Origin of the sequence: Micromonospora sp. WMMD987, assembly GCF_029581435.1 — a bacterium.
GTDB lineage: Bacteria > Actinomycetota > Actinomycetes > Mycobacteriales > Micromonosporaceae > Micromonospora > Micromonospora rifamycinica.
Map to the genome: position 1 here is coordinate 3,840,290 of NZ_CP120861.1, position 15,503 is coordinate 3,855,792.

The following is a 15,503-nucleotide window of genomic DNA, read 5'->3' on the forward strand; positions in this document are numbered from 1 at the left end:
GGGTCGGTTACCGCGCTCCGGTCAGCTCCGTACGGTCCACTGCTGGTTCTGCTGCCCGTTGCAGGCCCAGAGGATCAGTTTGGTGCCGTTCGCCGTCGCCCCGCCGGAGGCGTCCAGGCAGAGTCCCGACTGCACGCCGGTGACGGTCCCGTTGGCGTTGACGTTCCACTGCTGGTTGGTGCCGGTGTGACAGTCCCAGATGATGACCTGGGTGCCGTTGCCGGTGCCCTGTCCGGACGCGTCGAGGCACTTGTTGCCCGCCGCCTGGAGCTGCCGGCCGGCCGTCTGGGTGAAGCGCTGGGCGGTCCCGCCCGTGCAGTCCCAGAGCTGGACCTGGGTGCCGTTGGTGGTGCTGCCGTTCGGCACGTCGACACAGCGGCCGGACTGGGCGCCCACGAGCTGGACGTTCTGCTGCGGGGTGCCGCCACCGGCCGGGGCGTACCCGGCGGCGGCGATGTTCGCCTGGACCGCGTCCTCGGTGGCCTGCGACGGGTAGCCCGAGGTGAGGACACCCTCGAAGAAGGTGCCGCGCCCGGAGACGCTGTTGTCGCCGCCGATGCCGAGCAGGATCGCCCCCTCCTTCTTCATCGGGTGGTATCCGTTGGGACGCCGCCCGTCGAAATAGGTCGTCAGACCACCGGACTGCGCGTTACCGCCCCGGATCGCCCAGTGGTTCGGCTCACCCTTCACCATGGCGGTCACGAATCGGTGGTTGATGGACGAAATGTTGTTGTATCCCGCGTTCACCCCGGAGAACAGTCCCCACTCGAGATCGGCCATGACCCATGGGCCGGCACCGGCACCGTAGCCCCACTGCTTGTTGGCGCCGAAGTAGACCGTCTCCATGATGGCCGGGGCGTCCGCCTGACCGTCGGTCTGCGCATTGCCGTAGTCGAAACAACACCATTGGTTGTAGTGCGTGCCGTCGACGACGGCGTAGATGCCCTCGGGCTGGTCGCCGGTCGCCACCCCGTTGGTGTTGTTGTTGCGGTAGCCGGTCCCCGGGGAGACGTAGACGCCGTAGGCCTTCCTGCCGCCGACCGTGACCGGGGCCGCCTTCGCGTCCGCCAGGTTGTCCCAGCCGCCCGGCGCGGGGCCGGGCCAGTGGCCGGGAGGCGCCTGGGTGAGGCGGTTGCCGCGACCCGACTGGTCGTAGATGATCGTGATGACGCAGCTCGTGTCAGCGCAGAAGGAGTCCTGGACGGCGGCGTCGACCACGCCACCGGCGCTCAGCACCCCGACGTCCCGGGTGGTGCCGTCCGACGTCCGTCGTAGCTGATAGAGCGGACCGCCGTACCCGCCGTACAGGGCCCGGGTGGTGCTGTGCGCGGCCACGCACGGCGTACCGCCGGAGGCGTAGATGTCGCACGGCCCGGTGGTCGCGGCACGCGCGCCCGGCGGGTCCGGCACCAGGGAGCCGCCACCGACGGTGAGGGTCAGCAGGGCCACCACGGCGACCGTCAGACGAATCGGCCTTCTCTTCACGTTCATCGAATCCTCTCCGCATCGGCGCGGGATGGTGACGACCGCTTCTGGTCAGGCGTCCTGCGGTGTGCGTGACGCCGGGCCGGGCTGCCGGTCGAGACCGCTCCCGACATAACACGTCAGATCTTTTACATTAATTGCCATCGATTCGTTGCGCCACCCTCCGGCCCCTGTCCGGCCGGCTCCGGACGGATTGCCCGCCGGGCCGGGCGCGCAGCAGTTGCGACCCCGGGTACGAATTGCGGAACCGTTATGCTCCACGGGAAGCGCGGCGCATTCCGCATCCGTGTCGGGAATTCGGTTGAGGGCGGCATGAACATCGGGGAGATCGCCCGGCGGGCCGGGGTGTCCCGCAGCACCGTGTCCTATGTGTTGAGCGGGAAGCGCGCCGTGTCCGAGACGACCCGGCTGCGGATCCAGACGGTCATCGACGAGCTGGGCTACCGGCCCAACGCCAGCGCCCGCGCGTTGAAGGAGGGCCGCACCCGCACCCTCGGCCTGGTGATCCCGCCGGCCAGCCAGCGCCTGACCGACATGCAGCTGGGCTTCGTCGCCAGCGTCGTCGAGGCGGCGGCCCGGCACGATCTGGACGTGCTGCTGTCCCCGTCCGGCGGCGACCATGACCGGTCGTTCGAGCGCATCGTCACCGGGCGACGGGTCGACGGCGTGGTCGTGATGGAGATCCGGCTGACCGACGACCGGGTGAGCCGGCTGGCCGCGGCGGGGCTGCCGTTCGTGACCATCGGCCGCACGGCGGAGCCGCACGGGACGAGCTGGATCGACATCGACTACGCGGCGTTGATCTCCCGCTGCGTACACCACCTGGCCGACCTGGGCCACCGGCAGGTCGCCCTGGTGAACCGGTCCGCCGAGCTGGTCGCCGCCGGTTACGGCCCCAGCCACCGCGCCCTGGCCGGCTTCCGGGCGGCGGTCGACGAGCGGGGCCTGACCGGTGTCGACGTCTGCTGCGGTGACGACACGGCGTCGGGCGAGGCCTGCCTGGAGCGGCTGCTGAGCACGCATCCCGAGGTCACGGCGGTGGCCACCATCAACGAGGCGGCGCTGCCCGGCATGCAGCGCGCGTTGAGCGGTGCCGGCCTGTCCGTACCGGGCGACTTCTCCGTCACCGGCGTGGCCGCCCAGCACTGGGCCGAGGACTTCCACCCGCCGTTGACCGCGGCCGACGTGCCGACGCGTCAGATGGGCGCCGAGGCCGTGGCCCTGCTGCTGGAGCTGATCGCCGCTCCGGCCGCCGCACCCCGGCACCGGCTGTACACCCCGCCCATCTCGTTGCGCGCCAGCACCGGTCCGGTCCGGCCCCGCTGACCCGGTCCGACGGCCCGGCACCGCTCCGCCCTGGGCACGCCCAGGGCGCGGCATCCGTCCGGCCGGGAATGCCCAGGGGCGCGGCGCACGTGCTGCGCCCGGCGACGCCCGGTCCCCCGGCGACGGTCCGCGCCCGGGCCTGCTCACCGCACCGGACCCGTCCGCGCGCCCCGGCCGCCCACCGGCGACCCGGCACGTTCCTGCCGGGCGGCGGCGAGGATGAGGTAGCTGCTGGCGGTCCAGGTGTACGCACGGTCGCGCAGCCCCGCGCCGGTCTCGGCGTCGAAGTTCTCCGCGAAGCCGGACTTCTCACACAGGGCCAGGAACCGGCGACTGACGTCGTCGGCGATCGTGGTGTACCCGGCCCGGCGCAGGCCGTCCTCCACCAGCACGGTGGCGGGTGCCCAGATCGGACCACGCCAGTAGCCGTCGGCGAGGTAGTCGGCCGAGTCCGTCGGTTCGGTGGCCAGCCCGTGCCGGGTCAGGTGGGTCTCGATGCCCCGGGCCAGGGCCGCGGTGACCGGGGCGGGCAGGTCGGTGCCGAGGGTGACCGGCATCAGGTCGAGCAGACTGCGGCTGGCCCGTCGTCGCCCGGTGTGCGGGCAGCGGGCGGTGAAGCGTCCGCCGTCCCACAGCTCGCGCAGCAGGGCGGCGCGCACCCGGTCGGCCTCCGCGGACCAGCCGTCGGCGGGCTCGTTCAGCTCGGTGGCGAGGTCGGCCAGGCAGCGCAGCTGGCCGACCAGGAACGCGGCGAGGTCGGCGGTCTCCAGGACCCGACCGTCGTCGAAGGTGGTGGCGTTGTCCCAGCCGCTGTCGTTGCCGTGCTGGTAGTGGGGCAGGGCGTGGCCGGGGGCACGGCGCGCGTCCAGCCAGAACCGGGTCCACCGGCTCAGCCGGTCGTACGTCTGGGCCAGCGCCGCCCGGTCCGGTGGCGTGGGCAGCCGACGGCGCAGGTGGCGCAGTGCCCAGCCGTGGACGGGTGGCTTGACGTAGTTGTACAGGACCTCCGAGTGGGTGATCGAGTCCGGCAGGGCGCCGGCGGGGTCCTGGTGGTCGAAGGGGAGCTGGAACTGGTGCCAGGCGAGGTCGGGATCGCCGGCCGCCAGGGCGATCGCGTTGAAGCAGTGGTCCCAGCTCCACACCTTGTCCATCCAGTGCTTGGACATCAGCACGGCCGGTCGGGTGACGAAGCCCGCCGGGTCGACGGTGGCCGACCAGAGCACGTACGCGGCCAGTTCGGCGGCGGGGGTGTCCACGTCCCGCCACGGCGCGACCGCGTCGACGAACGCGGCGAACTCGGCGTCGCGCTCGCGGCACAGCTGGTCGAAGGGGATGCCCGGGGCGTGCGGGTGACGGGCGGTGGCGTACTCCTCGACCGCGATCTCCCAGGGCTGGTCGGCGGGAAGGTCCAGCCACCGGTCGGCCGGACCGAGCGCCTCCACTCCCCCGGCGGCCCGTAGCGCCCCGGACAGCACGGTGACCCGGTAGCGGCGGCCCGTCTCGTAGGAGGTGAACACCGCCGATCCGTCGACCGGGTCGCGATAGAGGTAGGTGCCGCTGAACGGGGTGAGGACGGGGGCGGCGGCGGCGATCCGCAGGCCCAGGCCCCGGCCACGGATCCGCAGGGTGTCCGGCCCCTGGTAGGCGGCCTCGATCCGGGCGTCGGCACGGTGCCAGGTCAGCAGGGTGGGGGTGGCGACGACCGTGGTGCCGGGGTCGGGCGCGAGGCGGAGCACCGGGTGCAGTCCGGTCTGGTGGGACACCAGGTGCAGGTCGTCGGCGTACGTCTTCTCGGCTACCACCGGGGAGATGTTGAGCCAGGACCCGCGGTAGCTGAACGGGATGTCCTGGATGGGGAACTCCGGACCGGACGGTGCGACGGTCATGGGTGGCGAGGCCCTTCTGTGGTGCGGGTGGTCGGTCCTGAGCCGGCGCGACGGTGTACCCCGGTCGGGACGTGCCGCCGGGCCGGGACCGGCGGCGTGGTGGCGGGGGCGGCGGTGGCCGGGAGGACCCGGGCCGACCACCGCCCCACCCGGCACCCGGGCGGGACGGTGGCCGCCCGCCCACGACGGCCATCGCCCGGCGGTGGCGCTGGCCGCCGTGGTGGTCGGTGACCCGGTGGTGGATCCGATGACGGTCCGGGGCGGGGCGGCGTGATCAGCAGACGAATCGATTCGACAAACCGGTCGACACGACCATAGGTCCGCCCCTGCATCACCGTCAAGGACGCCTTCGGAAGCGGGACCAACGGCGGAAACACCGACTTCACCGGGGTGTCATCTCATTGACATCCTTCAACGCCTGGCCCTACGATCCCTGCGAATCGATTCGCACAGCGCAGCCCTCCGGAGAGCGTCCTCCGCACGCCACCAAGGAGCCGCCCGTGAAAACCCCGTCCCGCAGCCGGCCCCGACGAGCCCGGACGGTCGTCACCCGACTCGCCGTCGGACTGCTCGCCGTCGCCGCGACCGCCGTCGCCGCCACCCCGGCCCAGGCCGCCGACGAGTCGATCACCGTCAACTTCGCCAGCTCCGCCGGCACGCCGAGCTACCGCGCCTCCGGCTGGATCTACGGCATGACCGAGAACGCCAGCGGCCCGGCCGACCACTTCTACCGGGACGTCAGGTTCCAGTACATGCGGGCCGGTGGCGCGCAGCTGCCCGGCAGCGGGTGGGTCGGCGGGAACTACGACCGCCGGTGGAACTCCACGCTCGCCCAGGCCCGCCGGACCGCCGCCCTGGGGGGCCAGTTCATCATCCTGCCGCACGACCTGTGGGGCGCGGACGGTGCGGGGATCTCCCGCTTCCCCGGCGACAACGGCAACTGGACCGACTACGACAACTTCCTGACCCGGCTCATCGGTGACGTCCGGACCGCCGGGTTGACCGTGCAGTGGGACATCTGGAACGAACCCAACATCACCATCTTCTGGAACCGGCCGATCTCCCAGTACCTCGAACTGTGGCGGCGCACCTACCAGCGCCTGCGGGCGGAGTTTCCCAACCAGCTCATCGTCGGGCCGAGCTGCGCCTGCGTGCCGTCGACCAACCACGCCTTCTGGAACCAGTACCTGGACTTCGTCCGCTCCACCAACACGGTGCCGGACATCGTCAGCTGGCACTCGCTGCCCGGCGACCCGGTCGCCAACGTCGCCGCCGCCAACGCCACCCTCGACCCGCGCGGCATCGCCCATCCCCGGCCGTACCAGATCAACGAGTACGGTGCGTCCAACGAGCAGAACCCGGCGGACGGCGCGTGGTACGTGGCCCGCCTGGAACGCGCCCGGGCCGACGGCCTGCGGGCGAACTGGGCCGGCGGCGGCAACCTGCACAACGACCTGGGCAACCTGCTGGTGCGCAACGCGGCCGGTCAGCACCAGCCCAAGGGCGAGTGGTGGGTCTACCGCTACTACGCCTCGCAGACCGGGCAGATCGCCGCGGTGACCGCCAGCCAGTCGTACGACGCGTTCGCCACCCAGGCCAGCGGAGTGGCGAAGGTCCTGGTCGGCGGCGGCCGGACCACCGGGAACCTGACGGTCAACCTGCAACGGCTGGACGCCACCAGCGGCATCGTGCAGAACAACCAGGTGCGGGTGCTCACCCAGCGCATCCCGTACAACAACGGCGGTGCGGTGCAGGGGCCGGTCACGGTGTCGAACACCGTGCTCACCGTGGCCAACAACGCCGTCTCGGTGACCCTGCCGTACGGCAACCAGAACGACACGTACACCGTCACCCTGCTGCCGCCCGCGGACACCGGCTTCACCTCGGTCGCGGTGGCCCAGCACTCCCAGCAGTGTCTGGACAACACCGGCCTGGGCACCGCCGACGGCAACCCCCAGCAGCAGTTCCCCTGCGAGGGTGGGGACCAGCAGCTCTGGAACTTCCGCCCGGTCGCCGGGGTGGCCGACACGTACACCGTGGTCAACCAGCAGAGCGGCAAGTGCCTGGAGGTCGGTGGGGCGTCCACCGCCGACGGCGCGGCCGTGCAGCAGGGGACCTGCCAGAACGGTCCGAGCCAGCAGTTCGCCCTCCGCCGGGTGACCTACGGGGGCAACGACCCGCACGACTACCAGCTCGTCGCCCGGCACAGCGGCAAGTGTGTGGACGTCAACGGCGTCTCCACCGCCGCCCAGGCGCGGATCCTGCAGTGGACCTGCAAGCCGGTCGGCCAGAGCAGTCCGTTGAACCAGACCTGGCGTCTCTGGGGTCGGTAGTGCCCACCCACGGGGTCGGGTGCCGGCTGGCCGGCGCCCGGCCCTCCGCCAGCCACCGGGGGCACCGGGAACGCCCTCAAGGCATTGATTGATTTCGTTTTCTCAGTGATCCTGAGAGGGTCCGAACCGATTCGCCACCACCACCCGCAGGCGGATCCACCCCGTGCGCCGCCGACGAACCGAGGAGCCGCTCCGTGCGAACCCCGTCCCCGACCGGACCCGGACAGGTCCGTGATCCCCGCCCGCGACCCCGCCGACGCCACCGGCTGACCGTGCTGGTCGGTGCCCTGGCCGGCGTCCTCGTCGTCGCCGGGGCCGCCCCCGGCATCACCGCGCCGGTCGCCGGGGCCGCCGCGTCCGTGCTGGCCGCCATCGAGCCGGGGCAGAGCACCCGGATCGTCGGCACCGCCTCCGGCCGCTGCCTCGATGTCCCCAACGCCAGCACCACCAACGGCACCCAGACGCAACTGTGGGACTGCCAGGGCGGTTCCGGCCAGACCTGGACCTGGACGGCCAGCCGGCAGCTCACCGTCTACGGCACCAAGTGCCTGGACGCCTCCGGCCGGGGCACCACCGCCGGCACGGCCGCGATCATCTGGGACTGCAACGGCCAGACCAACCAGCAGTGGAACGTCAACGCCAACGGCACCATCGTCGGCGTGCAGTCCGGGCTGTGCCTGGACGCCAACGGCAACGGCACCGCGAACGGCACCAGGATCCTGCTGTGGAACTGCAACGGCCAGACCAACCAGCAGTGGACCTCGCCGACGAGCACGCCCCCGCCGACCACGCCCCCGACCCCCACCCCGACGACCACGCCCCCGCCCGCCGGCTCCCTGCCGTGCGACATCTACGCCGCCGGCGGCACCCCGTGCGTGGCGGCGCACAGCACCACCCGGGCGCTCTACGCGGCGTACGCCGGCAACCTGTACCAGGTGCGCCGGTCCTCGGACAACACGACCCGCAACATCGGCCTGACCGGCACCGGCGGCACCGCCAACGCGGCGACCCAGGACTCGTTCTGCACCGGCACCACCTGCGTGGTGACCGTCGTGTTCGACCAGTCCGGTCGCGGCAACGACCTGTGGTACCAGGGGTCCAGCGTGGTGCCCGGGTCGCCGCAGAGCCGGCCGGCGGTCGCCACCTCGGAGTCGCTGACGGTGGGCGGCGCGAAGGCGTACTCGCTCTACATCAACCCGGGCAACAGCTACTGGCGCGACGGTCACCTGACCGGGGTGCCGACCGGGGCCGCCCCCGAGGGCATGTACATGGTCACCAGCGGCACCCACGTCAACAACGGCTGCTGCTTCGACTACGGCAACAGCGAGACCACCCGCAAGGCCGACGCCGCCGGGGCGATGGACGCGATCAACTTCAGCACCCAGTGCTGGTTCGGCGGCTGCTCCGGCTCCGGCCCGTGGGTGCAGGCCGACCTGGAGTGGGGCCTGTTCCCCGGTGGCAGCAGCTCCTGGAACCCCAACCAGCGGGCGTTCCCGCACAAGTTCGTCACCGCCACCCTGAAGAACAACGGCACCTCCCGCTTCGCCATCAAGGGCAGCAACGCCCAGTCCGGCAGCCTCTACACCCTCTACGACGGGTCGCTGCCGCCCGGCTACAGCCCGATGAAGAAGCAGGGCGCGATCATCCTGGGCAGCGGCGGGGACTGCTGCAAGCCCGACGGTGGCGCGAACCTCAGCGCCGGCACCTTCTACGAGGGGGCGATGGTCGCCGGCTACCCGTCGGACGCCACCGAGAACGCGGTCCAGGCGAACATCACCGCCGCCGGCTACCGCTGACCCCGGCGCCGACCGCCTGACCGGACCGTCGCGCCGGTCACCGCCTGAGGACGGTGACCGGCGCGACGGCGGGCTGTCGAACCGGGGGCGGGGTGCGCGACCACCCCCGGGGGTGTCCGGCGTCAGGGCGGACCCACCGCGACCGGCGGGTCACCCCCCTCTCCGGCCGCCCCGCCGAGGCGGTGGTCCAGGGCGGTGTGGCGACGGCCGGCGCCGACGGTACGGACGGCGGCGGCCAGCGCGCGGCGGGAGCCGACGATCACCACCAGTTGCCGGGCCCGGGTGACGGCGGTGTAGAGCAGGTTGCGTTGCAGCATCATCCAGGCGCTGGTGGTCAGCGGGATGACCACGGCCGGGTACTCCGAGCCCTGCGAGCGGTGGATGGTCATCGCGTAGGCGTGGGCGAGTTCGTCGAGTTCGTCGAACTCGTAGTCGAGGTTCTCGTCCTCGTCGGTGCGTACGGTGAGGGTCTGTTCCTCGGGGGTGAGCGCGGTGACGATGCCGAGGGTGCCGTTGAAGACGCCGGCCTGGCCCTTGTCGTAGTTGTTGCGGATCTGGGTCACCTTGTCGCCGATCCGGAACACCCGCCCGCCCGTCCGCCGCTCGGGTTGGCCCTCGCGGTGTGGGGTGAGCCGCTGTTGCAGCAGGGTGTTGAGGGCGGCGGCGCCGGCCGGACCCCGGTGCATCGGGGCGAGGACCTGCACGTCCCGGCGCGGATCGAGGCCGAACCGGGCGGGGATCCGGGTGCAGGCGACGTCGACGGTCAGCGCGGCGGTGGCCTCGGTGTCGTCGCAGGCGAACAGGAAGAAGTCCGGCAGGCCGTCGAGGACGGGTGGCCGTCCGGCGTTGATCCGGTGGGCGTTGGTGATCACGCCGGACTGGGCGGCCTGGCGGAACACCCGGGTCAGCCGCACCCGGGGAATGGCGGACGCGGTGAGCAGGTCGCGGAGCACCTCCCCGGCACCGACGCTGGGCAGCTGGTCGACGTCGCCGACCAGGAGCAGGTGCGCGCCGGGCGGCACCGCCTTGACGAGCTTGTTGGCCAGGATCAGGTCGAGCATGGACGCCTCGTCGACGACCAGCAGGTCGACGTCGAGCGGGTTGTCCCGGTCGTGGGCGGCCTCCCCGCCGGGGCGCAGTTGCAGCAGCCGGTGCACGGTGGCGGCGGGGTGCCCGGTCAGCTCCGACAGCCGTTTCGCGGCCCGCCCGGTCGGGGCGACCAGGGTGACCCTGGCCTTCTTCGCGGCGGCGAGTTCGACGATGGAGCGGACGGTGAAGCTCTTTCCGCAGCCGGGACCGCCGGTGAGCACCGCCACCCGGGAGGTCAGCGCCAGCCGGACCGCGTGTTCCTGCTCGGGGGCGAGGTCGTTGCCGGTGCGTGCCCGCAGCCAGGCCAGCGCCCGGGGCCAGTCGACGTCGGTGAAATGGGGTAGCCGGTCGGCCCGGTCGTGCAGCAGCCGCAGCAGGGCACCGGCCAGCGACTGCTCGGCCCGGTGGAACGGCACCAGGTAGACCGCCGGCACCGGCTCGCCGTCGTCGCCGGGCAACATCTCCCGGACCACACCCTCCTCGGCGATCAGGTCGTCGAGGCAGCGGGTGACGAGGTCGCCCGGGACGTCGAGGATCTTCGTGGCGTCGGCGACGAGCGCGGGCGCGGGCAGGTAGCAGTGGCCCGAGTCGGTGGCCTCGGACAGGGTGTACCGCAGGCCCGCCATCACCCGCTGCGGGCTGTCGTGCGGGATGCCCACCGCCTGGGCGATGGTGTCGGCGGTCTTGAACCCGATCCCCCACACGTCGGCGGCCAGCCGGTACGGCTCCTTGGTGACCACCTCGATCGACGTGTCGGCGTACTGCTTGAAGATCCGCACCGCCAGTGAGGTAGACACCCCGACCCCCTGGAGGAAGACCATCACCTCCTTGATGGCCTTCTGTTCCTCCCACGCCGCAGTGATCTTGGCGGTGCGTTTCGGTCCCAGGCCGGCGACCTCGACCAGCCGGGCCGGTTCCTCCTCGATGATCCGCAGGGTGTCCAGGCCGAAGTGCGCCACGATCCGCTCGGCGAACACCGGCCCGATGCCCTTGACCAGGCCGGAGCCCAGATAGCGCTGGATGCCCTGGATGGTCGCCGGCAGCACGGTGGTGTAGGAGTCGACCTCGAACTGCCGTCCGTACTTCGGGTGCGACGACCAGCGGCCGGACAGCCGCAGGCTCTCGCCGGGCTGTGCGCCCAGCAGCGCGCCGACCACCGTCAGCAGGTCGGAGCCCCGGTCGGTGGCGACCCGGGCGACGGTGTAGCCGGTCTCCTCGTTGACGTAGGTGAGGCGTTCGAGGACCGCGTCCAGGGTGGCGAGCGGCGGGCGGGCGGGGGCGGTCACCCCCTCATCGTGCCGGGTGCCCGACGCGCCCCGTCCACCGCCCGGACGCCACCCGGCGTCCTCCCCCGCCGGGTGGGCGGGAGAGGACGCCGGGTGGCGCGGTGCGCCCGGTCAGCCGATGGTGAGGTTGCCGCCGGAGGCGGTCAGGGTGTTCTCCCGGGTCGACGCGCCGGTCCAGTCCGACGAGAAGAGCAGCCGGTCACCGTCGAAGACGGTGATGCCGATCCCGTCGCGGCGGCCCGGCTCGCCCCGGTCGGTGGCGGTCACCCGCATGGTCAGCCCGGTCGCCACGGCCACCGGGTTCTGCGCGGTGGAGATGTCGTACAGGGTGACCTGGTAGCGCAGGTCGGCGACCGCTTCCCCGGTCGTCGTGGCGACGCCGAACGACTCGAGCGCGGTGCTCTGGAACTTGTACCGCTTGCCGGCCGACTTGTAGCCGACCTTCGCGCCGCCGACCAGCTTCTTGCCGTTGTTGATCCGGCCGTCCAGGGTCACCTCGATGCGCCGGTCGTCGTCGAGCGGGTAACCCCCGGCGGTGGCCCCGCCCTTCAGGTAGCCCGAGCCGGCGACCGTCCGACCGTACCCGCCGGCCACCGTGACGGTGGCCGTCGCGCTGCCGGTGTACGCCCCCGACACCGTGGCGGTGACCGGATGCGCGCCGTGCGGCAGCACGGCGCGGCAACTCGCCGAGCCGTCGTCGGCCGCCGTGCCGAACGGCGTCGCGACCGCCGTGCAGAGGGTCGCGTCGCCCTCGGTGAAGGTCACCGTGGCGTTGCGGACGTCACCGCCGCCACCCCGGACGGTGGCCCGCAGCAGCACACCGGTGGAGTCGGCGTCGTCCACCGGGGAGGCCAGGGCGTCGCCGGTGTAGGTGACGGTGGCCGCCCGGACCCGGGTGACGGTGAGGTCGGCGTCGCTCAGGTCGAAGAAGACGTTGCCGACCGCCTCGATCTTCAGTCGGCCCCGGGCGGTGTCCACGTTCGGCACCGTCACGGTCGCCGTGCCGGTGTTCGGCACGCTCTCGGCCAGCACGTGCGGGAAGGTCACCCCGCCGTCGACGGACAGCGAGACCTTCACCTCGCTCACGCCGATCGGGGCGCTGGCGGTGCCGGCCACGTCCCAGGTGACACCGACGGTGTCGCCGCCCCGGTAGGCGGTGGGCGTCGCCTGCGAGGTGACCAGGAACGGTCCGGCCGTCGGGGCGACCGTCAGCGCCACGTCGGCACTGCCGATCCCGCCGCCACCGGGGTGCCCGTCACGCCCGGTGAGCCGGAAGTGCAGGGTCCGGTCGTTGGTGACGCCGACCCAGTCGCCGGTGGGCAGGAACTCCGAGTAGCAGTCCACGATGGCGGCCGGCACGTTGCTCGCCCCGCCGGTGGCCGGCGGTGCCGGTGCGGCCGGGCAGGTCCCGGTGGCGGCGTTGGTGTTGTTCGCCGCGATCTGGGTCAGGTTCGGGAAGTGCCGGGTCGGGTCGGTGGTCACCGCGTTCTGCCCCGGCGAGTGGTACTCCAGCGCGTCGCTCGGGCTGACCACCGCCGCCTCGCCGAACTGCCGGAACAGCGGGCCGTTGGTCTTGGTGTTGCTGACCAGCGCGGTGCCGGTGCTGCCGCCCCGGTCGTTCTGTTCCCACAGGTAGCGCACGGTGTCGCCGTCGGCGTCGGTCGCGCCACCGGTCAACGCGAACGGGGTCCGCGCCGGAATGGTGTACGCCGCGGCCGGCACGGTGACCACGGGTGCCCGGTTGCCGGTCTGCGTGGTCTGGAAACCGTTGTTGCCGGCCGGGCCGCCGTGGGCGGTCTCGCCGACGAAACCGGACGTGCCGACGGTGTCGGTCAGCCCGAGCGCCGGCACGTCGACCCCGGACACCGCGCCGCCACCGAAGGTGACCTGGAAGCCGGTGTCGTTGGGGGCGCCGAGCCCGCCGAAGGCCGTCACGCTGACGGTGGCTCCGGCCGGCCAGCCGGTGATCGACTCGATGGCCGCCCGGATCCCGGCCGCGGTGTAGTTGCCGCCGCGCACGACCGGTGCCGAGGACTGTCCCGCGTAGCTGAGCGTGAAGGAGTCGCCGTCGGTGTCGAAGGCGGACAGCGAGACGGTCTGCACCTCGTTGAGCGCCGGACGGGTGCCGGTGACGAACGTGCTGATCTCGGTGTAGCTGCGCTGCGACCAGTACGGGTCGCTGTGCGGCTGGAGGTTGTCCTGCTGGCAGATGCCCGCGTACGCCATGATCGACGATCCGCTGCCCGGCTCGTACGAGTTGGCGGCGCTGCGGTTGCTGCCGGAGCAGTTGTACTGGGTGCCGTTGAAGGTGTGGTTGCCGGCGAACTGGTGCCCGATCTCGTGCGCCACGTAGTCGACGGCGTAGAAGTCACCGACCGGGGTCGGCAGGCCGGTGCAGCCCCGGGCCTTGCCGTCCAGACCGACCACGCCGAGACCGGCCACCCCGCCGCCGGGCAGGCCCAGGCCGATGTGTCCCACGTCGTAGTTGCCCGCGCCGACGAGCTGGCCGAGCACGATCCGGTTGCGGTTGAGCAGCGAGCTGGTGCACGAGGAGATCTGCGCCGCGGTGTAGCAGGCCGCCGCGCCGCACGGCCCGTTCGGCTCGGTGGCCAGGGCGGCGGTGTTCAGGTTGGTCCGGTCGGTGTCGTTGACCAGCACCAGCCGGATCGCCGTCTCGTCCTCGTAGATCTGGGTGACCCGGTTGACCAGGGTGACCTTGGCGGCGGTGACGTTCTCAGCGCCGAAGAAGGTGGCGTACGAGGGGTCGGTGACCAGGGCCAGCCGGTAGGTGCGCAGGGTGACCGGTGCGCCCGCCGGCTCGTCCCCGGCCGCCTGCGGCGTGGACGCCTCGGCCGCCGCCGCGACGTCCTCCCGCTCGACCCGGGCCGGATCGGTGTCGAGCAGGTCCCGGGCGAAGTAGCTGGCGTAGACGCTCTGGTCGCCGTGGTAGTACGGGTCGAGGTACCAGTTGCCGTCAGCCGACCGGACCGAGGCGTGGAAGCCCAGCGGGGTCAGGTCGGCCCGGATGGTCGCGGTCGGGTCGTCCAGCCCTCGGCCGACGTACGTGCTGATCTCGGGATGCCGGGCGGCGAGCCCCGGCTCCATCACCGGTGAGTCGACCAGGGCGAACCGCTGGAACCGGCCGGTCGGGGTGGGCAGCGCGACGGTCAGCGCCGGCTGGTTGCGCCGGGCCGTGCCGGACCGCTCGGCCGGGGCGTCGGCCAGGGTGTCCGCCAGCGCGGCCCGGTCCAGGGTGTAGGCGGTGAACCGCTCGGCGCGGATGTCGGGCACCCGCCCGTCGCGGGCGTTCGTCGACGACTCGCCGGGCAGCTGCCGCCAGGGGCCGGGGTCGGCCGGTGCGGCGACCGCCGCCGTGCCGCCGGTGAGCGGCAGCATGGTGGCGGCCAGCACGGCGGCGAGCAGTCCGGCCAGCCTGCGGCGGCCTGGACCAGCGGAGTCGGGGGGTGGAACCGTCATCGAGAGGGCCTCACTTCACCAGGTCGGGGAACCGGCCGGATAGCGTGGCGTTCGTGGGCCACACCGGGCTGTCCCGGGAAGCACACGCTATGACGGGTCCGGTGTCGACAGACATCATCCGTAAAGTCGAAGCGGTGAGGACGCCGAGGGTGTAGACCGTCCCCTGTGGGCGGTGACGCCGAGGTTGCGGACCGCGGGAGGCCCTGCCGGGGTCAGCCGGGTGGTCGGTCGCCCCGGATGCGGGCGTGCAGATGCATGTCGTGCCGACCGTCGCTGTGGACGGCGTCGCTGCGCTTGGTGCCCTCGAGGAGGAATCCGGCCCGCAGCGCGGTCCGGCAGGACGCGGCGTTGCGGGTCGAGTGGTCCAGGTGCAGACGGTGGAAGCCCGCCCGGTCCAGCGCCCAGTCGCCCAGCGCCGTCAACGCCCGGGAGGCGACGCCCGCCCGGCGGGCGGCGGGCAGCACCCAGTACGCGCACCCGGCGACACCGTCGTCGAGGTCCATGCCGGTCAGGGCGATCCGGCCGAGCACCTCGCCGCCGTCCCGGGTGACTGCCCAACTGGCACCGGTCTCCCGCGTCCAGGCCTGGTGGTACTCCACGAACCACTCCCGGACCTGACTCTCGGAGGCAGGATGACGGACGTGCCAGTGCCGGATCTCCGGATCCTGGTAGGCGGCCAGGAACGCCGGGGCGTCGGGTGGTTCCCAGGGGCGCAGGACCAGGCCACCCGGCGCGGCGAGGGTCGGCTGCCCGCCGGCGGCGAGCGCCCCGGCGGCAATGGTGGGTGGCGTGGACAGTGGTACCCGCACGCCTCATCCTCCCCCA

The 15,503-nt window shown here is 72.5% G+C and carries 8 protein-coding genes; 3 read left to right on the forward strand and 5 right to left on the reverse strand.

Annotated elements, in window-relative coordinates; genetic code table 11:
• Positions 1–21: 21 nt before the first annotated feature.
• The gene (locus tag O7612_RS16160) at positions 22–1,491 is read right to left on the reverse strand and encodes an arabinofuranosidase catalytic domain-containing protein (protein ID WP_282265238.1); all 1,470 of its coding nucleotides are present in this window, start codon (positions 1,489–1,491) and stop codon (positions 22–24) included.
• Positions 1,492–1,797: 306 nt separating this feature from the next.
• Between O7612_RS16160 and O7612_RS16165 the strand changes: the two genes are divergently transcribed.
• Positions 1,798–2,811 (forward strand): LacI family DNA-binding transcriptional regulator, encoded by a 1,014-nt coding sequence (locus tag O7612_RS16165; RefSeq protein ID WP_282265239.1) that lies wholly within the window; start codon positions 1,798–1,800, stop codon positions 2,809–2,811.
• A 143-nt stretch (positions 2,812–2,954) separates the two neighbouring features.
• Here the strand turns inward: O7612_RS16165 and O7612_RS16170 are convergent, their stop codons facing one another.
• On the reverse strand, positions 2,955–4,697 hold the full coding sequence (locus O7612_RS16170) for a trehalase family glycosidase (RefSeq protein ID WP_282265240.1): 1,743 nt from the start codon (positions 4,695–4,697) through the stop codon (positions 2,955–2,957).
• Between the two features lie 500 nt (positions 4,698–5,197).
• Between O7612_RS16170 and O7612_RS16175 the strand changes: the two genes are divergently transcribed.
• Positions 5,198–7,030, forward strand: a complete 1,833-nt coding sequence (locus O7612_RS16175) for an RICIN domain-containing protein (protein ID WP_282265241.1) — start codon at positions 5,198–5,200, stop codon at positions 7,028–7,030.
• Between the two features lie 194 nt (positions 7,031–7,224).
• Positions 7,225–8,826, forward strand: coding sequence for an arabinofuranosidase catalytic domain-containing protein (locus tag O7612_RS16180; RefSeq protein WP_282265242.1), 1,602 nt, complete (start codon positions 7,225–7,227; stop codon positions 8,824–8,826).
• Positions 8,827–8,948: 122 nt separating this feature from the next.
• Here O7612_RS16180 and O7612_RS16185 read toward each other — a convergent pair whose 3' ends face one another.
• The 3 genes from O7612_RS16185 to O7612_RS16195 form a co-directional block, all read right to left on the reverse strand.
• Positions 8,949–11,201, reverse strand: coding sequence for an ATP-dependent RecD-like DNA helicase (locus O7612_RS16185; RefSeq protein ID WP_282265243.1), 2,253 nt, complete (start codon positions 11,199–11,201; stop codon positions 8,949–8,951).
• Positions 11,202–11,312: 111 nt separating this feature from the next.
• Entirely contained in the window at positions 11,313–14,678 is a 3,366-nt protein-coding gene (locus tag O7612_RS16190; protein WP_282265244.1) for a M12 family metallo-peptidase, read from the reverse strand.
• A gap of 212 nt (positions 14,679–14,890) precedes the next feature.
• A complete protein-coding gene (locus O7612_RS16195) occupies positions 14,891–15,487 on the reverse strand; it encodes a GNAT family N-acetyltransferase (protein ID WP_282265245.1) in 597 nt (198 codons plus the stop codon).
• Positions 15,488–15,503: the final 16 nt, after the last annotated feature.

What these genes read in the sequence shown, in the direction of transcription:
- O7612_RS16160 (WP_282265238.1), bottom strand. Translation starts at nt 1,491, where the DNA reads ATGAACGTGAAGAGAAGGCCGATTCGTCTGACGGTCGCCGTGGTGGCC.
- O7612_RS16170 (WP_282265240.1), bottom strand. Translation starts at nt 4,697, where the DNA reads ATGACCGTCGCACCGTCCGGTCCGGAGTTCCCCATCCAGGACATCCCG.
- O7612_RS16165 (WP_282265239.1), top strand. Translation starts at nt 1,798, where the DNA reads ATGAACATCGGGGAGATCGCCCGGCGGGCCGGGGTGTCCCGCAGCACC.
- O7612_RS16190 (WP_282265244.1), bottom strand. Translation starts at nt 14,678, where the DNA reads ATGACGGTTCCACCCCCCGACTCCGCTGGTCCAGGCCGCCGCAGGCTG.